The sequence below is a fragment of the Streptomyces sp. NPDC001617 genome (assembly GCF_053596855.1).
The window spans coordinates 1-24,635 of the sequence record NZ_JBSFHA010000040.1 but is presented as its reverse complement, the minus strand read 5'-3'; the positions used below and the strand labels follow the sequence as shown (position 1 = coordinate 24,635).

The window sequence follows — 24,635 nt, the reverse complement described above, 5'->3', positions numbered from 1 at the left end:
ATGAGCAACTGGATCAACACCACCGTCGCGTACCTGCAGACCCGCGCCGCCCGCAACGACAAGGGACAGACGGCGGTGGAGTACCTGGGCATCATCGCGGTGGTCGTGGCGATCGTGCTGGCCATCACGGGTACGGATATCGGGCAGACGATCTTCGACGCCATCCGAGCCAAGATCGCCGAAGTCACTGGCGGTTGATGCGGCTTCGTAAGTACAACGACGCAGGGCAGGCCTTCCCCATCTACATCACGGTGGTGGCAGGTCTGCTCTTTCTCGCGTTCGCGTACTTCGCGGTCGGCCAGGCCGCGGTCAATCGGAACGGCGCCCAGACGGCCGCCGACGCGGCGGCGCTCGCGGCGGCACAGAAGACCCGGGACCAACTCGCGGGCGAGTGGCTGGACGACGTACTCGACCCGACCAAGTGGGACGGCATCTTCCACGGGGACGGAGCGGTCGACGGCTGCGATCGTGCCGCCGAGTTGGCCGAGCAGAACGACGCCACGCCGGGCCTGTGCAATCACACGGAGCCCCTGCGCTACGACGTCGAGGTGACGACCAACAAGACGGTCGGGGAGTCCATCGTCCCCGGCACGGAGGACAAGAAGTCGGTCGCCTCCGCCACCGCCGTGATCGATTCGCTCTGCAACTTCGAGCTGCCCGGCGAGGGCGACGCCCTGCCCCAGCTCAAGTGCAAGGACAAGACGTGGGACCTGAACCCGGACGACCTCACCGATCTCCCGAAGCCCCAGGACCTCTTCGACGTCCATCTGGCCGACTGACAAGCGAACGACGAGTGACGAAGGAAGCAGAGCGATGAGCATTCGGTTCACGGCGAAGGCCCGACGGGGGATCGTCGCGCTGACCGTTGCGGCCGGCCTGGCCGTCGGTGTGGCCGGTTGCGGCGGCAGCGGGGACGACGGCAAGAAGCCGCAGACGTCGGCGCCCGCCTCCAAGGACAGTGGATCGAAGCCCAACACTCAGGAGGGTCAGTCGGGCACCCCGCTGGCCGAGTTGCAGGGTTCGGACGGGCTGCTTCTTCAGATCACCTCCGCCCAGCGTGATTCGGGCGGCTTCGTCACGGTGAACGGCAATCTGAAGAACGACGGTTCGAAGAGCCTGATTATTCCGTCTGCATTGAGCGGCAACGAAACAGAGATCACGAGGAACGGACTGTCGCTCGGCGGCGCCACCCTCGTCGACTCGAAGGGCAAGAAGCGGTACTACGTGCTCCGGGACACGGACGGCCGCCCGCTGACGACGACCGGCTTCTCGACGATCAAGGCCGGTGAAAGCCTGGCCGTGTTCATGCAGTTCCCCTCCCCGCCGACCAGCACCACTGAAGTGACCTTCCAACTGCCGACGTTCACCAGCGGCACGATCACGATCTCCGGGTGAGGCCCCAAGTGACCACCACTCCACGCCTCCCCCTGGTCCTCACGGCCGCCACCGTCCTGGTCGCCACCCAGCTCATCGGCGCCGCGACGGCCCACGCCGACGACGACCCCAGCGTCCCGCCGGGCACCGAGACCGCCGCGGCCGCCCCCGTGAAGGTCGACCCGAACGACCCCGACCTCAAACTCCCCGAGGGCGCCACGCTCGCCGCGTCCAAGGTCCTGGACATCAAGTCGGTCGTGGAGGACCAGGGAGGGGAGGAACGCCGCGAGGACACCAACACGTCCGTCACCTTCGCCCTCCAGGCCGAGGTCCTGTTCAGCAAGGACAGCGCGAAGCTGAGCGCGGAGGCCAAGTCCCGTATCGCGACGATCGCGGACGAGATCAAGAAACAGAACGCGACCCAGGTCCGCGTCTTCGGCTTCACGGACAACCTCGGCTCGTCCGCCCACGGCGACGTCCTGTCCAAGCAGCGGGCCGATGCCGTGCAGGGGGTCCTCGACCAGGACCTGAACGACCCGAACATCACCTTCGAGGTTCGGGGTTACGGCGAGCAGTACCCGATCGCGGACAACTCGACGGAAGCGGGCCGCAAGAAGAACCGCCGGGTGGAGGTCACGTTCCCGAGGACGGACGGCTGACCTCCACCTCCACCCGGGCCCCGACCCCCAGCCCCCACCCCGCCATCGCCCCGCCCTCCGCCTCCAGCACATGCCGAGCCCGGACCCGGGGCAGCCCGAGCCGCCCCGGCTTCATGGTCCGTACGGCGATGACCCGGAGCTCGCGGTCGAGATAGGCGACGTCGATCGTGAAGCGCATACGGAAGGTGTGGACGCTGCCCGCGGGGGAAAGGAGCATCGCGCCGTCGACGCCCTCACGCCCCAGCAACCCTCGCGTGCGGGCCCGATAGGAGGCGGCGATCTCCAGGGGGACGGACACGCCGGCCTCCGCGTCCCCCGGACGCACGACCAGTTTCCCCTGCCCGTCACGCCATCGCCGCGCCATACTCAGCACCTCCGTGCGTACGGGAAAGAAGGGGAAGATGCGGAAAATCGTACTGATGATGTCCCTCTCGCTCGACGGTTACTTCGAGGGCCCCGACCACGACATCAGCTGGCACCGGGTCGACGAAGAGCTCCACCAGCACTTCAACGACCTCGTCAGAACCTTCGGCGCCCTCCATGAAGGCCGTCGCACGCACGAGCTGATGGCCGCCTACTGGCCCACCGCCGACGCCGACCCCGACGCCTCCCCGGTCACCGCCGAGTTCGCCCGCATCTGGCGGGACATCCCGAAGGCCGTCTACTCCCGCACCCTGGAGAAGGCCGACTGGAACACCACGGTGATCAGGGAGGTCGTACCCGAGGAGGTCGAGGCGCTCAAGGCCCGGGCGGACGGGGACATCGGCCTCGGCGGGGCCGAGCTCGCCGCCACCTTCCTACGGCTGCGGCTCGTCGACGAGTTCCGGATCTACGTCCATCCCGTGCTCGTGGGCCGGGGCGTACGCCTCTTCCCCGACGACTTCGTCGCCGAGTCGCTGAGCCTCGTGGAGAGCCACGCCTTCGGCAACGGGGTCGTGCTCCTGCGGTACGAGCTTGAGGACAACTCCAGCCGGTCATAAAGATGTTGTACGTCCCCGTTCCGCGCGGGTAGGAAGAGGGACATGACTGGACTCGGTGCTGTGTTCCGCCCCCAACTGCCTCCCGAGCGTCTGCGCGCCGTCGCCCGCCTCGCGGACGAGAGCGGGCTGGAGGAACTCTGGCTGTGGGAGGACTGTTTCCGGGAAGGCGGTATCTCCACCGCCGCTGCCGCCCTCGCCTGGACCGAGCGGGTGAAAGTCGGCGTGGGCCTGCTGCCCGTGCCGCTGCGGAACGTCGCCATCACCGCCATGGAGACCGCCGCACTGCACCGGATGTTCCCCGGCCGGGCGATCGTCGCCGTAGGACACGGTGTACAGGACTGGATGGGCCAGGTCGGGGCACGCGCCGAGTCCCCCGTCACCCTCCTCCGCGAACACCTCGACGCCCTCCGCACCCTGCTCCGCGGCGAGCGCCTCACCACCACCGGCCGCTACGTCCGCCTCGACGACGTCGCCCTCGACTGGCCACCCTCCACTCCCGTACCGGTCCTCGCCGGCGCCACCGGCCCCCGTACGCTCCGGCTGTCCGGAGAGGCCGCCGACGGCACCGTCCTCACCGCGTCCACACCGCCCGACGGAGTGCGCAGGGCACGCCAACTCATCGACGAGGGAAGGGAGTCGGCCGGACGCACCGCCGACCCGCACGAGATCGTCGTCTACCTCCTCACCGCCACCGGCCCCGACGCCGCCGCCCGTCTGCGCACCGAACTCGCCGCCGAGGGCGTCGAATCCGTCCCCGACCTCGGGGTCGCCGGAGACGCGGGCGCGGTCGCGAAGGCGGTCCAGCGCCTCGCCGAGGCCGGCGCCGACCGCGTGATCCTCCAGCCGACCGGCGACGAGCCCGACCCCGAGGGCTTCGTCCGGTTCGCGGCACAGGAGGTAAGGCCCCTGGTCACCGCCACTGCCACCAGCCTCCGATGACCGACGACCACGCCCTCCCCACCCCTTGGCGGCTCCCCTTCGAACTCGCCTGGGAGGCCTTCCGGGCCGGCAGCCGGCCCGTCGGCGCCGTCCTCGTCGACGCGGACGGGCAGGTCGTCGCCACCGGCCGCAACCGCAGCCAGGAGCCGCTAGCCCCACCCGGCCAGCTCGCCGGCACCAACATCGCCCACGCGGAGATCAACGTCCTGGCCCAGTTGCCGAGCGGGGGCCGGCCCGACGGACACCGTCTCTACACGACACTCGAACCCTGCCTCCTCTGCAGCGGCGCTCTCATCCACAGCCACGTCCGCCATGTCGTGTACGCCGCCGCCGACCCCTTCTGGCACGGCATCGAGGACGTCCCCGGAGTCGGCGGCCCCATCGCCGCGCGCTGGGCACGGAGAGAAGGCCCCGTGGAGGGGCCCCTGGCCACCTTCGGCGCCCTGCTCATGCGGCTGTGGACCGCCCTGCACCGCCCGGACGACCTCACCGACCCGGCCGCCCGCCACTGCCTCACCACCACCGACGGCCTCCTCGACGCGTCGACGGCCGAGGCGGCGTACACCCTCCTGCGCCCGCATCTCTGAGCCGCGCAGAGCGCGAACCGCCACCCCGCCAGCGAACGCGCCGACGCCGAGGCAGCCGGCCTCGAGATCCTCGACCTGCGGGCCGAGCGACCCGCCACCCCTTCGACATCCGCAAGCCGTAGGCCTTTCAGTGGCGCGACCAGCCGCGACAACCCGCAGACCCCGGACGACCTACCGCGGCACCCCCCTGCGGAGCACTACGCATGCGGCCCTACGACAACCTCCCCAAGCACCAACTCCACCCGCACCCCCAGCACATCCCCCACCCGCTCCGCCTGCTCCCCCAACTCCCTCTCCTGCCGCCCCGTCAGCCGACCAAGCAACTCCACGGTCACCACCCCCCGCCGCCCCCGCCGCCGCAGATGCCACACCCCGGCCACCACCCCATCAACCAGCACCACCGGGAAGTTCCCGGCCTGCCCACCCGCCAGCGCCCTCCCATACGCCGCCCCCGGAAACAGCAACTCCCGAGGCTGCACAGCAATCCCGTACGCATCGAAATACGGCAACAACCGCACCCCCCGAACAGCCCGCTCGGAAAACTCCGTGTCGTCCGCCACGACCCACCAGCCCTCCGCGCCCTCGAACACCACCTCCTCGATCTCCCCCTCCCTCCCCAGCCGCCCGAACAACTCCTCGGCCCAACCCCCCTTGGCCGCCAGCCACTTGGCAAACCCCCGAGGAGTCCCGGGACCGTAGGCCCGCAGATACCGCCGCACCAGCTCCCGCACCGCCTCCTCCACCGGCACCGCCGAGAAGTGAGGCGGCCGTGTATACGTCACCCTGCGCCCCCGGTTCGGCCCGAAGCACAACGCCCCCGACTGGCCGGCCCGATGCAGCACCTGCCGCCACCGCGGCCACAGCTCCTGGAACGCCGGCATCACCCGCTCCCCGGCCCACGCACCGGTCCGCGCCACGACCTCCTCGTCCAGTTCGTCGATCGTGAGGAAGGCCCCCTCCAGCGCGTCCCCGACCGCTGCCACGATCTCCGCCGTCTGCTCCTCACTCACCCGCACGTCCGGAGCGAAACGCCCGCCACCCGGCACGGCCGGCAGCGCCGCACACCACATCGGAAGGTCACACGCGGCCAGCAGATGCACCGTCCCCCGCGGCCCGTGCGTCTTCACGAGCGAGCCCTCCTCCCACAGGGCCGCCCGCACGTCCCCCTGCGTCACCCCGTCGGCCCGCACCCCGACCGACACCTCCGCGGCGGACAGCACCTGCGCATGCGCGCCGAGCATCGCGCCGACGACTTCGGCGACCGAAGTGCCGCTCCGCGCAGGGTTGGCCAGGAACTGCCGTTCCAGCCGCCGGGCACTCGCCTCGTTCCAGCTGATCCTCAGGGTCATACGGCGACCGTAGAACCCGACTAGGACAGGACGTGGCCGCCGTCACAGGAGCGCCGGTTTCCACATTGTTATTCCGGCGAGTCGCATCCAACCCCATGCGTCACGTAAGTTCAGACCAAGGTAATTCGCGACAGCAAAGCTGCGCGGGCGGTACCGCGCAGAGGAGGGGGCTGCGCGGTGCCGCTTTTGCGTGTTCATGACCTACGGAGCCGTCAAGCGGGCGTTCGCGGCCACCGTCACCCGCCCGGGCGACCCGGGCGACATCCCGCCGAACGGGTCCCAGGATCCGTCAAACCCTCCGGATCTCTCCGCTTCCCCCAGGAATCCGCCGGAAATCGGCTGCGTTTCGGCCATGGAGCTGCCATGAATATGCCGATTTGCGGCCACCGCCGCGTCGCCGTTCGATTCCGGAGAGTAGTCATGGCGCGCCGATGTACGCAGCATCACTTACGAAGGGTTATGGTGGAAACCCCCCCTCGGGCCGGTCCGTCTCCCCCCCACGGACCGGCCCGTTTTTTTGTGTCCGCGTCTGCCACAGGTCTGCTACAGCTGCCCCCGCCCCAGGCGCCCCTTGGGGGAGCGGTGGTGCGGCAGGGGTAGGCTTCGAGCCGCGGGGACCGCCACCGTATGGAGGGGCTGACAATCACGTGAACCTGCGCGACAAGCTGCGCGGCCTGTTGGTCAGGCTGTACGCGCGCCGGGTGGAAGGCCACCTGGACCACGCCCAGGTGCCCAAGCACATCGGCGTCATCGTGGATGGCAGTCGGCGCTGGGCGAAGGCCGCAGGCTCCACCCCCGTCGACGGCCACCGTGCGGGCGCCGAGAAGATCGAGGAGTTCCTCGGTTGGTGCAGCGAGACGGATGTCGAGGTCGTCACCCTCTGGCTGCTGTCGACGGACAACTTCAACCGGCCGCCGGAGGAACTCGGTCCCCTCCTCGGCATCATCGAGGACGTCGTCCGTACGCTCGCCGCCGACGGCCGCTGGCGGGTGCATCACGTCGGTACGCCCGACCTGCTGCCCTCCCCGATGCAGACCGCGCTGAAGGAGGCGGAGGAGTCCACCGCCCACGTCGACGGGATACTCGTCAACGTCGCCATCGGGTACGGGGGGCGGCAGGAGATCGCCGACGCCGTACGGTCGATGCTGCTGGACGCGCACGACAAGGGCAGCTCGATGGAGGAACTCGCCGAGGCCGTCGACATCGACATGATCGGCCGCCATCTCTACACGAGTGACCAGCCCGACCCCGATCTGGTGATCCGCACCAGCGGAGAGCAGAGACTGTCCGGTTTCATGCTGTGGCAGACCGCGCACTCCGAGTACTACTTCTGCGAGGTCTTCTGGCCGGCCTTCCGCAAGGTCGACTTCCTCCGCGCCCTGCGTGACTACGCGGCGCGACACCGGCGTTACGGCGGCTGACACGCGCAAGTCCCCCGAACGGGGTAGCGAGTACCCCATTTGGGGCGGAAGTAACAAGGAGTTCACCAGGGCGCCGCCATACGTGTCGGCATGGTGACGCATGTTCGAGGGCATAAGCCAGTCAGGTCGATGCCCGAACCACGGGTGTCGGATCTCAGCGGGCGGCACGGGGCCGTCCGCCCGGGAGGCCCTTTGCACCAGCCCGACCGTGCGGTTCCAGCACGGAAGACAAGGCGGAGGGCCGGTTCTCGGCCCGTGCAATGCGGCCGTCGACCGGTCCAGCTCCACTCCGTCGCTCCCCGACCTCATCCGAGGGGGTACGTCCTTCCGTGGTGACCAGCACAAAGCGCCACAAGCCAGACCGGCGCACCTATGTTCTCGACACCAGCGTCCTGCTGGCCGACCCGAACGCCCTGAGCCGCTTCGACGAGCACGAGGTCGTGCTCCCCATCGTCGTGGTCACGGAGCTGGAGGCGAAGCGGCACCATCCCGAGCTCGGCTACTTCGCCCGGCAGGCCCTGCGTCTGCTCGACGAGTTCCGGGTGAGGCATGGCCGCCTCGACGCCCCCATTCCGATCGGGGAGCTGGGCGGGACCGTCCGTGTCGAGCTCAACCACTCGGACCCCAGCGTTCTGCCGACCGGCTACCGCCTGGGGGACAACGACTCCCGCATCCTCGCGGTCGCCCGCAATCTGCAGGCCGAGGGATTCGACGTCACCGTCGTGTCGAAGGATCTGCCGCTCAGGATCAAGGCCTCGTCCGTCGGTCTCCTCGCCGAGGAGTACCGCGCCGAGCTCGCCATCACGGACTCCTCCGGCTGGACCGGAATGTCCGAACTGACCCTGCCGGCCGAGCAGGTGGACGTCCTCTTCGAGGAGGGGCACGTCTATGTCCCCGAGGCGGCCGACCTGCCCGTGCACACCGGTCTGACCATCCACTCCGAGCGCGGCAAGGCGCTCGGCCGGGTCACGCCGGACGGCAATGTCCGTGTGGTGCGCGGGGATCGGGAGGCGTTCGGCATCAAGGGGCGGAGCGCCGAGCAGCGTATTGCGCTCGACCTTCTCCTCGACCCGGACGTAGGGATCGTCTCGATGGGCGGCCGGGCCGGCACCGGCAAGTCGGCGCTCGCGCTGTGCGCGGGTCTGGAGGCGGTCCTGGAGCGCCGCCAGCACCAGAAGGTGATGGTCTTCCGTCCGCTCTACGCGGTCGGCGGGCAGGAACTCGGCTATCTCCCCGGCTCCGAGGCCGAGAAGATGAGCCCCTGGGCGCAGGCGGTCTTCGACACGCTCTCCGCGGTCACCAGCCGCGAGGTCATCGAGGAGGTCACCGCACGCGGGATGCTGGAGGTCCTGCCGCTCACCCACATCCGCGGCCGCTCGCTGCACGACGCGTTCGTGATCGTGGACGAGGCGCAGTCCCTGGAACGGAACGTCCTGCTGACCGTTCTGTCGCGAATCGGCGCCAATTCGCGGGTGGTTCTCACCCATGATGTGGCGCAGCGGGACAATCTGCGGGTGGGGCGCTACGACGGTGTGGTCGCCGTGGTCGAGAAGCTGAAGGGGCATCCGCTGTTCGCGCATGTGACCCTGACGAGGTCCGAGAGGTCGCAGATCGCGGCCCTTGTGACCGAAATGCTCGAAGACGGCCAAATCTGAGGTAATCCGGACCGGTTGGCGCCGTCCCGCAAAGGCCCAGAGCCTAGCGGGGCGGCGCCTTCGCGTGGAGCTGTTCACCAAAATCCCCTGGGCCAAACGGCATGTGAGCTTTCACACGCAACTCAGAATTGCCACCCGGCGTCCGGTTACGGCAGAGTCTCACTCCTGTCAGGCCCCGCATACGACACACCTGTACCCCCTGGGGGTGCCCCCAGGCCCTTAAGGCACTGGGGGAGGTACGGCACCACAGCAGCACCACCAACTCCATAGTCGACGTCGTATGCCGCCCGAGCATCACACGGCACTTCCCGCAAGGGAGTTGCCCACCGGGCCCGTGTCTCCCGTGACCCTGCAGTGGGGAGGCCAGCGCCAGGGGCACGATTGCGTCCGCCAGGGTCACCGAAGCGGACGATGCTGGAAGGAAACCGTGTGAGCCGGATTTCGGTCCGGGGATTCGCAGTGGCCTCGGCCACCGCGGTCACCGCCGTCGGAAGCGTCGTCGGAGTTGCCTCGGGCAGCGTCGCGCAGAACAACGACGCCGAGGCGACGGCAGCCGACACCACGCTGCTCGCGGACATACCCACGGGCCAGCAGGCCCAGGTGCAGACCGCGTCCCTGACGCAGCAGGCCGACGCCCAGGCCATCCAGGCCGACGCGAGCGCCAAGAAGGACGCCGAGGCTGCCGCCCGCCAGGCTGCCGCCGACACCGCGGTCGCCAAGAAGGCGGCGGCGGAGAAGGCTGCCAAGGAGGCCAAGGAGCGCGCCGAGGCCAAGGAGAAGGCCAGCCGCAGCGCCGGTGACTTCCCGATCCAGAGCTCGTACTCCGTGGCCGAGATCCAGTCGATGGCCCGCCAGATGGTGCCGAGCGGCCAGTTCCAGTGCTTCAGCAACATCGTGGACCACGAGTCCAGCTGGAACTACCACGCGGTCAACGCCTCTTCCGGCGCCTACGGCCTCTTCCAGGCCCTGCCCGCCTCGAAGTACTCGTCCGTCGGCTCCGACTGGCAGACGAACCCGGCCACCCAGATCAAGTGGGGCCTCAACTACATGAACAGCCGCTACGGCAGCCCGTGCGACGCGTGGTCCTTCTGGTCCGCGAACCACTGGTACTGAGCGGTCACCGAGACTCGTCGTCTCGTCTCTCAACCCCGCACAGCCCCTCCCCGTCCTAGGGGGAGGGGCTGTCGCCCTGTACGGTCGGACGCGAACGACTCCAGGGGGGAGTGGTGGCCAGCACCCGGGGACGCGGGGGAAGAGGACGGATCATGTCGCGAGTGCCAGGGTGGCTCGGCCGACTCGGTGCCGGGCTGACCGAGGTCGGCGAGCGTCTGGACGAGCGCCGCGCAGAGGTGGAGCGGGAGGAGGCCGAGGTCGGCCCGCCGCCCCGCCCGAAGCGGGCCCCGGCAGCCCCGAAGCCCCCGACGGCTCCGGCGCCCGAGGACCAGGCACCGGAGACCCCCCGCGCCGTCGTCGTCCCGGTCCGCCCCGACCCCGCCCAGGCGGTGCCGTGGGGAGTACGTGTCGCCGCCGAGGCCGGCTGGCGGCTGCTGGTGCTCGCGGGCACGGTGTGGGTGCTGATGCGGATCATCAGCGCCGTACAACTCGTCGTCTTCGCCTTCGTCGTCGCCCTGCTCATCACGGCCCTGCTCCAGCCCACGGTGGCCCGCCTCAAGCGCCACGGCGTCCCGCGCGGCCCCGCCACCGCCCTCACCGCGATCCTCGGCTTCGTCGTCCTGGGCCTGATCGGCTGGTTCGTGACCTGGCAGGTCATGGAGAACATCGACAACCTCTCCGACCAGATCCAGAACGGCATCGACGACCTGCGCAACTGGCTCCTGAAGAGCCCCTTCCACGTCACCGACAAGCAGATCAACCAGATCGCCAAGAACCTGCGGGAAGCGGTCGGCGCCAACACCGACCAGATCACCTCGTTCGGCCTGGAGGGAGTCCAGGTCGTCGTCGAGGCCCTGACCGGCATCCTGCTCACCTTCTTCTCGACCCTCTTCCTCCTCTACGACGGCCGGCGCATCTGGGAGTGGAGCCTGAAGCTGGTCCCGGCGGCGGCCCGCCCGGCCGTCGCGGGCGCGGGCCCGCGCGCCTGGCGCACCCTCACCGCCTACGTCCGCGGCACGGTCCTCGTCGCCCTCATCGACGCCACCTTCATCGGCATCGGCATCTACTTCCTCGACGTCCCCATGGCCGTCCCGCTGGCCGTCTTCATCTTCCTGTTCTCGTTCATCCCGCTCGTGGGCGCGGTGGCCTCCGGCGCGCTGGCGGTGGTCGTCGCCCTGGTCACCCAGGGCGTCTTCACCGCGGTCATGACCCTGGTCGTCGTCCTCGCCGTCCAGCAGATCGAGGGCCACATCCTCCAGCCCTTCATCCTCGGCCGCGCGGTCCGCGTCCACCCCCTCGCGGTGGTCCTGACGGTCGCCGCGGGCGGCATGGTGGCGGGCATCGGCGGCGCGGTGGTCGCCGTACCGCTGGTGGCCGTGACGAACACGGTGGTGGGGTACCTGCGGGCGTACTCGACGGGACAACCGGACGCCGGTTCCGATACTTCGGCCCGTCCGGGGGTCCCCCCTCCGGGGGAGTTCGAGGACGAGGCCGTCCGGGCCGAAGGGGGGTCCCGGGGCGCGGCCCCCAGCGACGGCGCCCCGGAACACAGCGCTTGAAAAGCGCTTCCCAATCGATCAAATGAGCCTCGAACAAAGCCAATTGGACGGACTCGCGGCTCAACTTCCGCCAACCGGGGACAGGTCGGAAATCTCCGGACGGAATATGCGCGCGGACTGATACATCTTCCCCCCTCAGCGCTACGCGTCAGGCGTATGTGCGACTCGGCTGGGGCGGGCGAGGGGCGTGATGTCGGGCTACGAGCTGCTGGCGCGGTCTCTGGGTGCCTGTGGGCGGGAGGGGCTGACCGGGCAGTTGCGGGTGACGGGGGTGCCCGGGGGCACCTTCCACCTCCGCAACGGGCTCGTGGTCGCCGTGGAGACGCCGGGCGCGCCCGGGCCGGAGGCGCTGCTGCTGCGGTCCGGACGGGTGAACGGGGAGCAGTGGGCGGCGCTGGTGCGGGAGGCCGGGGGCGCGCGTTGGCCGGTCGCCGGGCTGATCGCACACGGGTACACCGGGGCCGCCCAGCTCCGGGTCGTCTGCGAGATGGCCCTGCACGACGCGGCGTTCGCGGTCGTGGCCGGCCGTGTCGACGGCTGCGAACGCACCGTCGTCGGCTTCGAACCGCCCGCCCCGGTGCCCGTCGGGGAGCCCCCCGCCCGGCTCCTGGAGGAGGCCGACCGCAGGCTCGCCGCCCTCGCCGCGATGCCCCACCCCGTCCACCCGGACCGGGAACGGCCGCTTCCGGTCAGGGGGCTGGACCGTCCCCTCAGCGAACTGCGGAGCGATCTGCTCGCCCACGCCGACGGCCGCCGTACCGCCCGCGACCTCGCCTTCCGCACCGGCCGCGGCGTCTACACCGTCACCGTCGAACTCGCCCGCATGCTCGCCGAGGGTCTCCTGGAGTGCCCCCCGGCCCCCGCGGCCATCCCGGTCCGCACCCCGCCCGAAGGCGTGCGGCACCGCACACCGCCGCCGCCCGCCCCGCCCCCGCCCGAGCCACCCGAACCCGCCGATCTGCCCCGCCGTAGACCGGGCGGCTTCTTCCGCCTCAGGAACGGAACCCCGAGATGAACAGATCCCAAGGAAATTACGGGAGTTGATGGAATGGATCACGAAGCCCTGGCACTGGAGATGCGGGTCCTGCGAGAACAGGTCACCGGCATCACCGACACCGCGGTCGCGGCGGCCGACGGGCTGCTCATCGCGGCCGACACCGCCGACTCGATCGACCCGGAAGGCCTCGCCGCGCTGGCCGCGGCCGGCCTGGGCCTGGCCCGCCGCACCGCCCAGGCGACCGCCCGCGGCACCCTGCGCCAGACGGTGACCTACGGAAGCCATGGCTGTGCCGCCTTCTACGCCGTCGGCGACACAGCCCTGATGGTCGTCCTCGGCGACGAGGGCATGGACGTCGACCGGCTGCATCTGGCGACCCAGCCCGCCCTGGACCGGATCGGTTCGATCCTCATGAACAAGACGGCAGAAGGAGTCTGAAGGGATGGCGACAAAGCGTATGACCCCCGGTTTCTCCGATCAGGTGATGGGCCTGGTCAAGTCCTTGCGTACGGATGCCCCCGACTGCGTCGCCTCGGGCGTCGTCGACATGTCCACCGGCATGCTGCTCTCGTACGAAACCGTCGACAACCACCCGCCGGAGGTCCTGGACCTGCTCGCGGGCGCGACCCTCGACCTGTTCCAGGGCCGCACGGTCGTCATGATCGAGGACGTCTTCAAGGAACGCCGCGGCATGCAGAGCGAGAACCACTTCTTCCAGGAGATCCTCGTCAACAGCGAGAACCTCACCCACCTGTTCGTGCGGATGAACGAGCAGCAGGACGTCGTCGCCGTGGTCGTCTGCCGCAAGTCGGTCAACGTGGGGATGCTGTTCGCGCAGGTGCGGCGGGTGGTGCAGAGCTACGGCCTCTGAGCGGACAGGACGACGGCCCCTCCCCGTCGCAGGGGGAGGGGCCGTCGTGTTCCGGCTACTCCGTGCGCAGGCCGTCCGGGCGCATCAGCCGCAGCAGCGGCGGCAGGCTGAGCAGGGTCACCGCGAGGACGACCCCGGCGCCGATCGCCGTCATCGACAGCACGCTCGCCCAGTCCACGCTCACCGAGACCTCGACCATCTTCAGCAGCACCGCGCCCAGCGTCAGCCCCACCGCGGACGCCAGCAGCAGGCCCAGCGCGATCGGGATCGCGGTCTGCCACAGCACCGAGAGGCTCAGCGTGCGGCGCCGGGTGCCGAAGGCGACCAGGGACGACAGCAGCTTCTTGCGCTCGCGCAGCTGCTCCAGCTGGGAGACCAGCAGGCTCGCGCCGATCAGCAGCAGCACACACGTGGCGCCGACGAACAGGCCGGTGCGGATGGAGCGGAACTGCAGCGACGTCCTGCTGGCCGCCATGGTGTTCACGTCCGCCAGCCGGTCCAGCCGCGCGGCGGCGTTGCGTACGTAGTCGTCGGCGTCCGGCACCGACGGGTTCAGCGAGACATACACCTGCTGGACCATGCCGGCCATCGTGCCCGCGGGCAGCGCGCCCGGGGTGAACAGCAGGCCGCCGCGGGCATAGCCGGTCGGGTCCTCGCGCTCGTCCGCCGCCTTGATGCCGGGGGCCACCTTCCAGGCCACCGTGTGGTGTGTCGAGCCGGTGTAGGCCGGGTCGAAGTACAGGGTGTGGCCCGGTGTGGTGAGCTCCTTGGCCTTGGCGTCGTAGTTGGTGCCCTTGACCACGAAGACGTCACCGTCGTGGCAGGACGACAGCCGGGCCACCTCCCGCAGCTCCGCGCAGGTGCCGGCGGCCACCTCCAGCGTGTTGTCCGCCTCCTTGGCCCGGTCCCCGGCCGAGCCCTGCGAGATGGCGGAGGCGCTGTGCACGCCCTTGGTCGCGGCGAGCTGCCGGGCGGCCTCGGTCAGCGGGACGTCGCCGCGTACGTAGATCTGCATCTGGGCCCGGCTCAGGTCGTTGGTGGTCTCCTTGGTGTAGTCGTGCTCGACACCGGCGAACAGCATCTGCAGCGCGATCGCCCCGGCCACCGCGACCGCGATGCCGTTGACCATCCGGGCCGCCGAGCCGCTGCTCAACTGCAGCCTGCGCACGGCCAGTTGCCAGGACACGGACCCGGCGTCGAGCCGGTTCACCACGGCCTCCACGACCCAGGGGAGCAGCGCGGTGACGCCGACCAGCAGCAGCACGGTGCCGCTGATCACCATCCACTGGTTGAAGTTCCCGTTGCTGCGGCCCTGTCCGACCATCGGGTACAGCAGCGCGAGCCCGCCCAGCGGCAGCAGCAGCCGCCACCACAGCCGGCGGCGCGGCGGCTTCGCCGTGCGGACCACGCCGAGCGGTTCGATGACGACCCCGCGCAGCGCGAACAGCGTGACCAGGACGGCCGCGGTCGGCACGGCGACGGCGACGAGCGCGACGAGCGCGGGCGACGGGTTGAGGTCGCTCGGGAACACACTGATGTCCCGCACCACCAGCACCCCCGCCAACTGCCGCCCGGCCAGGAAGAAGACGGTGCCGAGCACGAGGCCGAGCAGCGCCCCCGCGAGCGCCTCGCCCCCCGCGATCCGGCGCGCCATCCGCCCGTCCGCCCCGACCAGCCTGAGGGCCGCGAGCCGGCGGTCCCGTCGCTCACCGCCGAAGCGCACGGCGGCCGCGATGAACACGCCGACGGGCAGCAGCAGCACCACGAAGATGATCATGACGAGGAGGATGAGGATCGGGTCCAGCTTGTCGGGCGTGTGCACCGGGGAGGGCCCGAAGTAGTCGATCCGCTCGACCGATCCGCTCGACAGATGGTTCTCCAGCCCCGTCGCCCCCGCGTAGTAGGCGAGTTCGGCGGGCCCGATCAGCCCGGGGTGCCCGATGGTGCCGACCACCCGGTACGGGATGCGGTCCCGCAGCATCCGGCCGGAGCCGGAGTCCAACAGCTTCCGCAGCGCGGGCGAGACGACCATCTCGCCCTGGCCCGGGAACTTCCCGACCCCGGGCGGCAGCGGCGCCTTCGCCCCCTCGGGCTCCACCAGCCGCCCGCGTACGTCCTTGCCGCGGAAGGTCGTGTCCGTACCAGCGATGACGAGCGTGTCGTCGGCCTTCGGCAGCACCTTCATGCTGTACGTGAAGTCGTCCCGGTCGGTGCCCCGCTGGTTCCGCGCGGACAGCGCGCTGGGTATCGCCGTGGTCAGCAGCAGCAGCGCGACCCCGAGCCCGACCCCCACGGCCGTCAGCACGGCCCGCGTCCACCCCTCACGCCCGCCGGCGAAGGCGAAGCGCACCCCCATGGCCAGATCCCCGGCCCACCCCCGCAGTCTCATACGACGCGCTCCATGTCCCGGGACTTCCCGTCCCGTACGACGATCTCGCGGTCGGAGTAGGCGGCGACCCGTGCCTCGTGTGTGACGAGCACGACGGCGGCGTTGGTGGACCGGGCCGCGTCCGTGAGCAGCTCCATCACGCGCTCGCCGTTGAGCGAGTCGAGCGCGCCGGTGGGCTCGTCGGCGAACAGCACGCGCGGGTCGGTGACCAGCGCCCGCGCCACCGCGACCCGTTGCCCCTGCCCGCCGGACACCTCACCGGGCCGCTTCTTCTTCAGGTCGTCGACCTCCAGCCGCTCCATCCAGGTCAGCGCGGCCCGCTCGGCCTCCTTGCGGGAGGTCCCGTTCAGCCGGAGCGGAAGCGCGACGTTCTCGACGCAGGTCAGCTCCGGCACCAACTGCCCGAACTGGAACACGAACCCGAACTCGGAGCGCCGTAGCGCACTCCGCTCGGCGTCGCTCATGGTCGCCATCTCGCGCCCGTTGTAGGTGATCGACCCGGAGTCGGGCGTCACGATCCCGGCGAGACAGTGCAGCAGCGTCGACTTGCCGGACCCGGAGGGTCCCATGACGGCGACGACCTCGCCGGGGTGGATGGAGAACCCGGCACCGTCGAGCGCGGTGGTCGGTCCGTACGCCTTACGCAGGTCGTCGGCGACGAGAAGAGAACCGTCAGGAGTCACTTGGCCACCGCCTCGGCGAGCTTGTCGAGGCGCGCGGCGGTGAGCTCCAGCCAGCGCAGGTCGGCCTCGAGATGGAAGAGGGCGTGATCGCAGATGAGTTGATCGGCGAGGTCGCCCTTCCTCTTCCGATCCGTCAGGATGCGCATCATCCGCAGATGCTCGGCACGCTGGGTGTCGAGGATGTCGGCGGCGTTGCGATGCGTCAGCAGAGCCAGAACGACCTTGGTGTACAGGGTCGACTGGAGATACGGCTCCGGCGCCTCGGGCGTCGCGAGCCACCGCTCCACGTCGGTGATCCCGGCGTCGGTGATGGCGTACCGCTTCCGCTCGGGCCCGCCGCCCGCCTCGATGCCGTCGATTTCGACGAGCCCGTTCTTCAGCAGCCGGGACATCGTCGAGTAGACCTGGCCGTAGTGCAACGGCCGATCATGACCGAACTTCTCGTCGAAGGCCCGCTTGAGGTCGTAACCATGACGTGGCCCGGACTCAAGGAGTCCTAGAAGGGTGTGACCGATGGACATGCCAAGGACTGTACATGGGGTGTATACGCGTCGTGTATACGCGGAGTGTGTAGATCATGGCGGTGTGTGTGAGTGTGCAGGTGGGGACCGATTGTCATGGTTCTGCAACAGCGCACGGAGGTGTCGAAGTGGTCTCGCTTCACCTCGCCGGACAACCCTCGACCGCTCCCGACCGTCGGTTCCTTTGGGGCAGGTGCTGATTGTCACGTCCGCAAAAGCCCGGAACGGCGGACCTTTGGCACATCTCCCGGTGTTAGCTTTCTGAGCTGACCTGTGCGGCGAACCTGTGCGACTCATGAGCACACATGAACGAAGCGGAGCGGAACGGACCCATGGGACGAGCGGAAGAGAGACGAGCGCGACAGCGCGGTAGCCGCCGCGCGGCGCCCCCCACGCGCTCGTCGGGTACGGCGGCGCCCACCCGCCCGGCCGGCACCGCGTCGGTCGGCATAGCCGAGCCCGGCCCCATGGAGGGCGGCCGGGCCGCAGCACGCAGGGCCGCACAGGGCAAGGGCGGACGGGGCAAGGCGGGCAAGGGGAAGGACGGCCGGAGCTTCATACGCCGGCTCTTCACCTGGAAGAAGATGGTCGGCGGCTTCTTCGCCATGTGCCTGCTCGGCATGGGCGCCTTCGTCGCGCTGTACATGATGATCGACATTCCCGCGGGCAACGCGGACGCGCAGGTGCAAAGCAACGTCTACAAGTACAGCGACGGCTCGCTGCTGACCCGCGACGGTGACAAGAACCGCGAGATCGTGAGCCTGGACAAGGTTCCGAAGAAGGTCCAGCTGACCTTCGTCGCCGCCGAGAACAAGACCTTCTACAAGGACGCCGGCGTCGACTTCAAGGGCACCGCCCGCGGTCTGATCAACACCCTCTCCGGCAAGGGCACCCAGGGTGGCTCGACGATCACCCAGCAGTACGTCAAGAACTACTACCTCACGGCCGACCAGACCGTCTCGCGCAAGCTGAAGGAACTGGTCATCTCGCTGAAGCTGGACCGCACCAAGACCAAGGACTACATCCTCGCGGGCTACATCAACACCAGCTACTACGGCCGCGGCGCCTACGGCATCCAGGCCGCGGCCCAGGCCTATTACCACGTCGACGCCGACAAGCTCAAGGTCCAGCAGGGCGCCTATCTCGCCGCGCTGCTCCAGGCGCCGAGCCAGTACGACTGGGCCGTCGCCTCCGACACCGGCAGGAAGCTGGTCAAGGCCCGCTGGAACTACGTCCTCGACAACATGGTCGAGGAGGGCTGGCTGGACAAGACCAAGCGGGATGCCATGACCTTCCCGATCCCCAAGGCCCCCAAGGCCGCGCCCGGCATGGGCGGCCAGACCGGCTACCTGGTCGACGCGGCCAACAACCAGCTGGCCAAGCAACTCGTCACGCAGGGCACCGCCGACAACTACAACGACGCCATGACGATGGTGAAGGCCGGTGGCTGGACCATCACCCTCAACATCGACAAGAAGAAGCAGAAGGCGCTGGAGAACGCGGCCAAGTCGCAGCTGACCAGCAAGCTCGACCCGAAGAAGCGCTCGGTGGACGCGGACGTCCAAGCCGGCGCGGTCTCCGTGAACCCGAAGACGGGCGCGGTCGTGGCGCTGTACGGCGGCAAGAGCTACTACGACCACTACCGCTCCAACGCGACCCGCACGGACTACCAGCCGGCGTCGACCTTCAAGCCGGTGATCCTGGCCGCGGCCCTGGACGAGGACGCCCGGACCCAGGCCGGCAAGCCGATCACCGCGAACACGATGTACGACGGCACCAGCAAGCGCCAGGTCGTGGACAACGGCACCAAGGTCGGCTTCGCCCCCGAGAACGAGGACGACCAGAACTACGGCAACATCACCGTCCAGACGGCGATGAACAAGTCCGTCAACTCCGTCTTCGCGCAGATGGGCGTCGACGTCGGGATGGACAAGGTCCTCAAGGTGGGCAGCCAGATGGGCATGGACACCGGCGACCTGAAGGCCGTACCGGCGCAGACCCTCGGCACGATGGGCGCGAGCCCGTGGCAGATGGCCGGCGTCTACGCGACCCTCGACAACCACGGCAAGAAGGTCACCCCGTCCATCATCAAGTCGGTCGAGAACAGCAGGCGCACGGTCAACCTGCCGAACCCGATCGGCGGGCAGGTCATCAACGAAGAGGCCGCCGACTCGGTCACCTCGGTCCTGACCGGCGTGGTCGACGACGGTACGGCCAAGATCTCGGTCCGTGACAACTCCAACCGCGACGGCCGCAAGGTCGCCGGCAAGACGGGTACGTCCGACGAGAACCGCTCGGCGTGGTTCACCGGCTACACGCCCGACCTGGTCACCTCGGTGGGCCTGTTCGGCGAGTCGAAGAAGAGCGGTGCCCAGGTCTCGATGTACAAGGCGGGTGGCCTCCCCCGCGTCAACGGCGGTGGCTTCCCGGCCCAGATCTGGGCGGCGTACACCTTCGGAGTCTCCAAGACGGGCCTCAAGTTCGACCTGAACACCACCCAGGGCGCGGCGGTCCAGCCGACGTACACCCCGACGGTGAGCCAGACCCCGAGCCAGACGCCGTCGCAGACCCCGACGAGCCAGGCCCCGACCACCCAGGCCCCGACGCAGACGCCGACCCAGACGCCCACCCAGACGCCGACGCAGACGCCCACGCAGACCCCGACCCAGACGCCGACGCAGACGCCGACCGGCAGCATAGGCAACCCGCTGAACCCGAACCGACAGCAGTAGCGACCACAAAGAGACAGGGCGCCCGGAAAGCTCCGGGCGCCCTGCTTTCTTTTGGTCCTACGACGCTGGTGTCTTACTCAGCTCGAACCAGACGACCTTCCCGGTACTCAGCCGAGTCGCCCCCCACCGCCTGGCCAACCGGTTGACGAGGTACAGGCCGCGCCCGCCCTCGTCCGTGGCCCGAGCCTGCCGAAGCCGCGGCAACTGCGGCACATCGTCACCGACCTCGCACCGCAGCACATCGGTCCGCAGCAACCGCAGGGTCACCGGCCGAGACGCGTACCGCACCGCGTTGGTGACCACCTCGCTCACCAACAGCTCCACGGAATCGCTCAGTTCCTCCAGCCCCCACCGATCCAACGCCCGCCGGGCAAGCCGCCGCGCACGCCCCGGCGCCGCGTCCTCCGGCTCCAGGAACCAGTACGCGACATCACTCGGGGCGATCCCGTCGAACCGAGCCGCGAGCAACGCGATGTCGTCGTCCCGGTCCCCGGGACCGAGCATGTCCAGCACCTCGTCGCACAGCGCCTCCAGCGGCGGCGGATGATCCGGCCCCGTCAACTGGGCGGTGGCGGCGAGCTTCTCCCGCAGCTGCTCTATGCCGGTCCACACGTCCCGCAGCCGGGACTCGACCAGCCCGTCGGTGTACAGCAGCAACGTGGCCCCGGCGGGCGCGTCGAGCTCCACCGCCTCGAAGTCGACGCCACCGACCCCGATCGGCGCCCCGGGCGGCACCCGGAGCACCTCGGCCCGCCCGCCCAGGTGCAGCAGCACCGGCGGCGGATGCCCCGCGTTGGCGATGGTGATCCGGTGCGAGACCGGGTCGTAGACGGCGTACAGGCACGTGGCCATCCGGTCCGTCCCGAGCCGCTGCGCCTGCTCGTCGAGATGGTGCAGCACCTCCTGCGGCGGCAGATCAAGACCCGCGAGCGTCTGCGCGGTGGTCCGCAGCTGGCCCATGATCGCGGCCGACGTCATCGAATGCCCCATGACGTCACCCACGACCAGCGCGACCCGGCTGCCCGGCAGCGGAATCGCGTCGTACCAGTCGCCGCCCACCCGCGCGGTCTCCGCGGCCGGCAGATAGCGCGAGGCGAGCCGCACACCCGTGGGCCGCGGCAGGTGCTCCGGCAGCATGGTGCGCTGCAACTCGTCGGCGATGTACGCCTCACGCCCGTACAGCACCGCCTTGTCGATGCCCAGTGCGCTGTGTGTGGCGAGCTGCGCGGCGACCAGGAGGTCGTCGGGCTCGAACGCCAGGCGCTCAGGACGTCGTAGGAACAGAGCGGCACCGATCACCCGCCGGCGCCCGCGCAGCGGGGCGAGAATCGCCCGCTGACCGGCCGGCACCAGCAACTCCCCGCCCTCGCCCAGAAGTTCGGGCAGGGCGGCATGGGCCGCCGGCGCGTCCGTGAAGACCGGGCGGACACCGCGCAGCACCTCCGCGAGTGCGCTGCCCGGCCGTACCTCGCACAGCTCCGCGCCGAGCGAGTCGAGCTCGGACAGCTCGGCCGGCTCCGGCTGGAGCGCGGGCGAGAAGCCGGCGCCCTCGCTGTCCCGCTCGGCCGGGATGCGGTCGGTGCGCCGCAGGCGCAGCAGCAGCGGGCCCGTGGGCCGCTCGTCGCCGACCGGCAGCGGGTCGCGCAGATAGACCAGGATCGCGTCCGAGAAGGTCGGCACGGTGGCCCGGCACAGCCCCATGACGATCTCGTCGAGGTCGATGCCGCGCGCGATGCGCCGGGTGGCGGCACCGACGAACCGCAGCCGGTCCCCGTCCCGTCGCATGGGCGTGGGCTGTCCGGGCGCGTGCCCCTGTCCCTTGCGGCGCTCCTGACCCTCGCCGCCGCCCTGTGGCCCGTCCCGCTCGGCCCCCGGCTGCGCCGGTATGGCCTCGGGCGCGGGCCGCGGACGGGGCGTGTCGGGCGTTACGGCTTCTACGGCGGCGGGCTGGGAGTGCTCCGGGCCCGTGCCCGTGGTGTCGGGAGGCGAGGCCGGCTCCTTTCCCTTGCCGCACGGTGCGGCGGTCCCCGGCGTCGAGGGTGTCTCTCCGGTGCGCGCCTGTGCGGGTAAGGCCGCCGTGGGAGTGTCGGGCACCTGCGTCGGGGTGTGCAGGAGTGCCCCGCGGGGGTCCGCAGGGTCGGCGCCCGGGCGCTCGAAGGAGATGGGGTGCTCCGTCACGCGTGTCGAATCCGTCCGTCCGGGGCTGCGCGTCGTACGCGCAGGTGGTCCCGCAGGAATCCCGATACCCGGAATACGTGTCCCCGGAACGGAATTCCCGCGTGGTCAGAGGCTGTTCCTGTGCCGGAAACGAACCGTCCACGGCTCGCTCCGGTGTTGCCCTCGTACCCCTCGCTCACGTCCTGCCGCCCCTCGGTGACGTTCGGTCAAGCCCAGCGCATGCTCCGGGAGTTGCCGCCCTGCGCCCTTGCGGAGGACGATCCTACGGTTGTGGACCGGGGGCGCATCAAGGGTCTCATGAGGACAGATGCGCGGGCGTACGGTCCCAGTCCTCCGGCAAAGAAGGTACAGCCCAGGACGGATCCGGGCGCCATTGCTGCCAGTCGTCGCTGAACGGAGGGCCCCAGGCGCGGATCACCTCTACTGCGGAACGTCCTGCTTCGCGCACCTGTGCGGCGAGTTGATCGTTCATCAACCCGTCCGTCCGGGCCTGTGCGAACTCGTCCTCGTCGCGCCAGTGCCAACTGCGGTCCGGGTGCACGGAGATGTCCAGGAAGTGGTCCTCGGAGTCCACCCCGCCGTGCCAACGGGTCAGCGGGGTCTCCAGGTTCACGTACCAGTTCTTGAACCGCCAGCCCGGCTCCCAGAACAGCCACACCGACCAGGGCTCACCGGGCCGGGCCAGCTTCAGCACGCCCGTGCCGAACCATCGGTCGCGCTGGACGGTCCGCGGCTTGGTGTACCGCGACTCCAGTGGCTCGACGTGCACGGGCGTGCCGTCGGCGAGGACCGGCTTCACACACTCGGTGCCGGGCGCGAGCCACACGGCGAGCACGTCGGCGTCGTCACGGACGACCGTGACGGGGCGGGCGATGTGGAAGCGCTCACCGGCGTTCTCCCGGTACCGCCACAGGATCTGGGCTCCGGGCGCCCAGAAGCCCGCCGCCGTACCCGCCGCCGCGTCCGCTCTCACCGCTCCGCCCTCTGCCATGCACAGATATTAGGTGCCATGGGCATACGACGCTGCGGCACGCGTCACGGTTCTCGCCCCGGCGAGACCTGGTCGACGAATGGTTACGGCCGCGTCATCCGCAGGACATCCAGCGCCTCGTCGAGCTGCTGCATCGTGAGGTCGCCGCGCTCCACATACCCGTTCTCCAGGACGACCTGGCGGATCGTCTTCCGCTCGGCCAGCGCCTTCTTGGCGACCTTGGCGGCCTCCTCGTAGCCGATGTACCTGTTCAGCGGGGTGACCACGGACGGCGACGACTCGGCGTACTCCCGCGCCCGCTCCCGGTTGGCCGTGATCCCCTCGACGGTCCGGTCGGCGAGCAGCCGCGAGACGTTGGCCAGCAGCCGGATCGACTCCAGTACGTTCTTCGCGATCACCGGCAGCATGACGTTGAGCTCGAAGTTGCCGGCCGCCCCGGCGGTGGCGACGGTCGCGTCGTTTCCGGTGACCTGGGCGGCGACCATGAGCACGGCCTCCGGGATCACCGGGTTGACCTTGCCGGGCATGATCGACGAACCGGGCTGCAGATCGGGCAGGTTGATCTCCGCGAGGCCGGTCCGCGGCCCGGAGGACATCCACCGCAGGTCGTTCGCGATCTTCGTCAGTCCCACGGCGATGGTCCGCAGCTGCCCGCTGGTCTCGACGATGCCGTCCCGCGCGCCCTGCGCCTCGAAGTGGTCGCGGGCCTCGGTCAGCGACAGCCCGGTGACGCGGGCCACCTCCTCGATGACGGCGGCGGAGAAACCGGGCGGGGTGTTGATGCCGGTGCCCACGGCGGTACCGCCCAGGGGCAGTTCGGCGAGGCGGGGGAGCGAGGCGTACAACCGCTCGACGCCGTACCGGATCTGGGCCGCGTATCCGCCGAACTCCTGCCCCAGGGTCACGGGCGTCGCGTCCATCAGATGCGTCCGCCCGGACTTCACCACGTCCGCGAACTCCTCGGACTTGCGGGTGAGCGAGTCGGCCAGGTGCTCCAGGGCCGGGATCAGTTCCCGGGTGACGGCGCCGGTGGCGGCGATGTGGATGGACGAAGGGAAGACGTCGTTGGACGACTGGGACGCGTTCACATGGTCGTTCGGGTGTACGTCCTTCCCCAGCCGCTCGGTCGCCAGCGTGGCGATGACCTCGTTGGTGTTCATGTTGGACGAGGTACCGGAACCGGTCTGGAAGACGTCGATCGGGAAGTGCTCGTCCCAGTCCCCGCGCGCGACCTCCGCGGCCGCCTCCTGCACCGCCTCCGCGATGTCCTTGTCGAGCACCCCGAGCCGCGCGTTCACCTTCGCCGCCGCGCCCTTGATCCGCGCGAGCGCCTCGATGTGGGCGCGCTCGATGCGCTGGCCGGAGATGGGGAAGTTCTCGACGGCACGCTGGGTCTGGGCCCGCCACTTGGCGTCCGCGGGAACCCTTACCTCGCCCATGGAGTCGTGCTCGATCCGGTAATCGCTCATGTCTCGTACAGCGATCGGAAGGGTGGGGATGTTCCGGACTCTGGGCCATCCGTGGACTGTGACTCAGGTCTCACCGCGGCCGTGCAGCAGATGGCACGCCTTCCCCGTCGAGGAGGGGTGACAGGAAGGGGGGAGCGTGTGGAGACGGACTTCCACGGTTTCGTCGCC

General features: G+C 69.9%; 23 protein-coding genes. 15 read left to right on the top strand and 8 right to left on the bottom strand.

What is annotated here, in order from left to right; translation table 11 throughout:
- The 4 genes from ACWC09_RS27765 to ACWC09_RS27750 are packed head-to-tail and all read left to right on the top strand — an operon-like array spanning position 1 to position 2,033.
- Entirely contained in the window at positions 1-198 is a 198-nt protein-coding gene (locus ACWC09_RS27765; protein ID WP_450853479.1) for a hypothetical protein, read from the top strand.
- On the top strand, positions 198-779 hold the full coding sequence (locus ACWC09_RS27760) for a pilus assembly protein TadG-related protein (protein WP_450853477.1): 582 nt from the start codon (positions 198-200) through the stop codon (positions 777-779). Before ACWC09_RS27765 ends, ACWC09_RS27760 begins: the two co-directional genes overlap by 1 nt.
- A gap of 34 nt (positions 780-813) precedes the next feature.
- Positions 814-1,395 (top strand): hypothetical protein, encoded by a 582-nt coding sequence (locus ACWC09_RS27755; protein ID WP_450853475.1) that lies wholly within the window; start codon positions 814-816, stop codon positions 1,393-1,395.
- Between the two features lie 8 nt (positions 1,396-1,403).
- Entirely contained in the window at positions 1,404-2,033 is a 630-nt protein-coding gene (locus tag ACWC09_RS27750) for an OmpA family protein (RefSeq protein ID WP_450853473.1), read from the top strand.
- On the opposite strand, the gene ACWC09_RS27745 is transcribed toward ACWC09_RS27750, so the two are convergent.
- Positions 2,008-2,397 carry a DUF192 domain-containing protein gene (locus ACWC09_RS27745; RefSeq protein WP_450853472.1) on the bottom strand — a complete coding sequence of 130 codons (390 nt, stop codon included), beginning with the start codon at positions 2,395-2,397 and terminating at the stop codon, positions 2,008-2,010. The genes ACWC09_RS27750 and ACWC09_RS27745 overlap by 26 nt on opposite strands.
- Before the next feature lie 37 nt (positions 2,398-2,434).
- Here ACWC09_RS27745 and ACWC09_RS27740 point away from each other — a divergent pair, with 37 nt between their 5' ends.
- From ACWC09_RS27740 to ACWC09_RS27730, 3 genes are read left to right on the top strand one after another with little or no spacing between them, the layout of a single operon-like run.
- The gene (locus tag ACWC09_RS27740; protein WP_450853471.1) at positions 2,435-3,013 is read left to right on the top strand and encodes a dihydrofolate reductase family protein; all 579 of its coding nucleotides are present in this window, start codon (positions 2,435-2,437) and stop codon (positions 3,011-3,013) included.
- Between the two features lie 42 nt (positions 3,014-3,055).
- Positions 3,056-3,952, top strand: coding sequence for an LLM class flavin-dependent oxidoreductase (locus tag ACWC09_RS27735; RefSeq protein ID WP_450853470.1), 897 nt, complete (start codon positions 3,056-3,058; stop codon positions 3,950-3,952).
- Positions 3,949-4,539 (top strand): nucleoside deaminase, encoded by a 591-nt coding sequence (locus ACWC09_RS27730; RefSeq protein ID WP_450853469.1) that lies wholly within the window; start codon positions 3,949-3,951, stop codon positions 4,537-4,539. Before ACWC09_RS27735 ends, ACWC09_RS27730 begins: the two co-directional genes overlap by 4 nt.
- Before the next feature lie 197 nt (positions 4,540-4,736).
- Here ACWC09_RS27730 and ACWC09_RS27725 read toward each other — a convergent pair whose 3' ends face one another.
- The gene (locus ACWC09_RS27725) at positions 4,737-5,888 is read right to left on the bottom strand and encodes a winged helix DNA-binding domain-containing protein (RefSeq protein WP_450853467.1); all 1,152 of its coding nucleotides are present in this window, start codon (positions 5,886-5,888) and stop codon (positions 4,737-4,739) included.
- A gap of 647 nt (positions 5,889-6,535) precedes the next feature.
- On the opposite strand from ACWC09_RS27725, the gene ACWC09_RS27720 reads away from it, so the two are divergent.
- From ACWC09_RS27720 to ACWC09_RS27690, 7 genes are all read left to right on the top strand, one after another.
- Entirely contained in the window at positions 6,536-7,309 is a 774-nt protein-coding gene (locus ACWC09_RS27720) for an isoprenyl transferase (RefSeq protein ID WP_450853466.1), read from the top strand.
- A gap of 329 nt (positions 7,310-7,638) precedes the next feature.
- Positions 7,639-8,964 (top strand): PhoH family protein, encoded by a 1,326-nt coding sequence (locus tag ACWC09_RS27715; RefSeq protein WP_450853464.1) that lies wholly within the window; start codon positions 7,639-7,641, stop codon positions 8,962-8,964.
- 429 nt (positions 8,965-9,393) lie between these two features.
- The gene (locus ACWC09_RS27710) at positions 9,394-10,077 is read left to right on the top strand and encodes an aggregation-promoting factor C-terminal-like domain-containing protein (protein WP_450853462.1); all 684 of its coding nucleotides are present in this window, start codon (positions 9,394-9,396) and stop codon (positions 10,075-10,077) included.
- Positions 10,078-10,229: 152 nt separating this feature from the next.
- Positions 10,230-11,636 (top strand): AI-2E family transporter, encoded by a 1,407-nt coding sequence (locus ACWC09_RS27705; RefSeq protein WP_450853461.1) that lies wholly within the window; start codon positions 10,230-10,232, stop codon positions 11,634-11,636.
- Between the two features lie 190 nt (positions 11,637-11,826).
- Positions 11,827-12,651 carry a MarR family transcriptional regulator gene (locus tag ACWC09_RS27700; protein WP_450853460.1) on the top strand — a complete coding sequence of 275 codons (825 nt, stop codon included), beginning with the start codon at positions 11,827-11,829 and terminating at the stop codon, positions 12,649-12,651.
- Positions 12,652-12,684: 33 nt separating this feature from the next.
- The gene (locus ACWC09_RS27695) at positions 12,685-13,071 is read left to right on the top strand and encodes a roadblock/LC7 domain-containing protein (RefSeq protein ID WP_450853458.1); all 387 of its coding nucleotides are present in this window, start codon (positions 12,685-12,687) and stop codon (positions 13,069-13,071) included.
- A 4-nt stretch (positions 13,072-13,075) separates the two neighbouring features.
- Complete coding sequence (locus ACWC09_RS27690; protein WP_450853457.1) at positions 13,076-13,504, top strand: hypothetical protein; 429 nt, start codon at positions 13,076-13,078, stop codon at positions 13,502-13,504.
- A gap of 55 nt (positions 13,505-13,559) precedes the next feature.
- On the opposite strand, the gene ACWC09_RS27685 is transcribed toward ACWC09_RS27690, so the two are convergent.
- The 3 genes from ACWC09_RS27685 to ACWC09_RS27675 are packed head-to-tail and all read right to left on the bottom strand — an operon-like array spanning position 13,560 to position 17,097.
- Positions 13,560-15,893 (bottom strand): FtsX-like permease family protein, encoded by a 2,334-nt coding sequence (locus ACWC09_RS27685; protein WP_450853455.1) that lies wholly within the window; start codon positions 15,891-15,893, stop codon positions 13,560-13,562.
- Positions 15,890-16,576: an ABC transporter ATP-binding protein gene (locus ACWC09_RS27680; protein ID WP_450853454.1), complete on the bottom strand. Its 687-nt coding sequence runs from the start codon at positions 16,574-16,576 to the stop codon at positions 15,890-15,892. Before ACWC09_RS27680 ends, ACWC09_RS27685 begins: the two co-directional genes overlap by 4 nt.
- Positions 16,573-17,097, bottom strand: coding sequence for a PadR family transcriptional regulator (locus ACWC09_RS27675; RefSeq protein ID WP_450853453.1), 525 nt, complete (start codon positions 17,095-17,097; stop codon positions 16,573-16,575). The genes ACWC09_RS27680 and ACWC09_RS27675 overlap by 4 nt, the downstream gene beginning before the upstream one ends.
- 332 nt (positions 17,098-17,429) lie before the next feature.
- Here ACWC09_RS27675 and ACWC09_RS27670 point away from each other — a divergent pair, with 332 nt between their 5' ends.
- Positions 17,430-19,829 carry a transglycosylase domain-containing protein gene (locus ACWC09_RS27670; protein WP_450853452.1) on the top strand — a complete coding sequence of 800 codons (2,400 nt, stop codon included), beginning with the start codon at positions 17,430-17,432 and terminating at the stop codon, positions 19,827-19,829.
- Between the two features lie 57 nt (positions 19,830-19,886).
- Here ACWC09_RS27670 and ACWC09_RS27665 read toward each other — a convergent pair whose 3' ends face one another.
- From ACWC09_RS27665 to ACWC09_RS27655, 3 genes are all read right to left on the bottom strand, one after another.
- Positions 19,887-22,007 carry a SpoIIE family protein phosphatase gene (locus ACWC09_RS27665; protein WP_450853451.1) on the bottom strand — a complete coding sequence of 707 codons (2,121 nt, stop codon included), beginning with the start codon at positions 22,005-22,007 and terminating at the stop codon, positions 19,887-19,889.
- A gap of 295 nt (positions 22,008-22,302) precedes the next feature.
- The gene (gene fomD / locus ACWC09_RS27660; protein WP_450853449.1) at positions 22,303-22,998 is read right to left on the bottom strand and encodes a cytidylyl-2-hydroxypropylphosphonate hydrolase; all 696 of its coding nucleotides are present in this window, start codon (positions 22,996-22,998) and stop codon (positions 22,303-22,305) included.
- Positions 22,999-23,081: 83 nt separating this feature from the next.
- Complete coding sequence (locus tag ACWC09_RS27655) at positions 23,082-24,467, bottom strand: class II fumarate hydratase (protein WP_450853447.1); 1,386 nt, start codon at positions 24,465-24,467, stop codon at positions 23,082-23,084.
- Positions 24,468-24,635 lie beyond the last annotated feature (168 nt).

What these genes read in the sequence shown, in the direction of transcription:
- ACWC09_RS27765 (WP_450853479.1), top strand. Translation starts at nt 1, where the DNA reads ATGAGCAACTGGATCAACACCACCGTCGCGTACCTGCAGACCCGCGCC.
- ACWC09_RS27760 (WP_450853477.1), top strand. Translation starts at nt 198, where the DNA reads ATGCGGCTTCGTAAGTACAACGACGCAGGGCAGGCCTTCCCCATCTAC.
- ACWC09_RS27755 (WP_450853475.1), top strand. Translation starts at nt 814, where the DNA reads ATGAGCATTCGGTTCACGGCGAAGGCCCGACGGGGGATCGTCGCGCTG.
- ACWC09_RS27745 (WP_450853472.1), bottom strand. Translation starts at nt 2,397, where the DNA reads ATGGCGCGGCGATGGCGTGACGGGCAGGGGAAACTGGTCGTGCGTCCG.
- ACWC09_RS27740 (WP_450853471.1), top strand. Translation starts at nt 2,435, where the DNA reads ATGCGGAAAATCGTACTGATGATGTCCCTCTCGCTCGACGGTTACTTC.
- ACWC09_RS27735 (WP_450853470.1), top strand. Translation starts at nt 3,056, where the DNA reads ATGACTGGACTCGGTGCTGTGTTCCGCCCCCAACTGCCTCCCGAGCGT.
- ACWC09_RS27730 (WP_450853469.1), top strand. Translation starts at nt 3,949, where the DNA reads ATGACCGACGACCACGCCCTCCCCACCCCTTGGCGGCTCCCCTTCGAA.
- ACWC09_RS27725 (WP_450853467.1), bottom strand. Translation starts at nt 5,888, where the DNA reads ATGACCCTGAGGATCAGCTGGAACGAGGCGAGTGCCCGGCGGCTGGAA.
- ACWC09_RS27705 (WP_450853461.1), top strand. Translation starts at nt 10,230, where the DNA reads ATGTCGCGAGTGCCAGGGTGGCTCGGCCGACTCGGTGCCGGGCTGACC.
- ACWC09_RS27700 (WP_450853460.1), top strand. Translation starts at nt 11,827, where the DNA reads ATGTCGGGCTACGAGCTGCTGGCGCGGTCTCTGGGTGCCTGTGGGCGG.
- ACWC09_RS27695 (WP_450853458.1), top strand. Translation starts at nt 12,685, where the DNA reads ATGGATCACGAAGCCCTGGCACTGGAGATGCGGGTCCTGCGAGAACAG.
- ACWC09_RS27690 (WP_450853457.1), top strand. Translation starts at nt 13,076, where the DNA reads ATGGCGACAAAGCGTATGACCCCCGGTTTCTCCGATCAGGTGATGGGC.
- ACWC09_RS27685 (WP_450853455.1), bottom strand. Translation starts at nt 15,893, where the DNA reads ATGAGACTGCGGGGGTGGGCCGGGGATCTGGCCATGGGGGTGCGCTTC.
- ACWC09_RS27675 (WP_450853453.1), bottom strand. Translation starts at nt 17,097, where the DNA reads ATGTCCATCGGTCACACCCTTCTAGGACTCCTTGAGTCCGGGCCACGT.
- ACWC09_RS27670 (WP_450853452.1), top strand. Translation starts at nt 17,430, where the DNA reads ATGGGACGAGCGGAAGAGAGACGAGCGCGACAGCGCGGTAGCCGCCGC.
- fomD (WP_450853449.1), bottom strand. Translation starts at nt 22,998, where the DNA reads ATGGCAGAGGGCGGAGCGGTGAGAGCGGACGCGGCGGCGGGTACGGCG.
- ACWC09_RS27655 (WP_450853447.1), bottom strand. Translation starts at nt 24,467, where the DNA reads ATGAGCGATTACCGGATCGAGCACGACTCCATGGGCGAGGTAAGGGTT.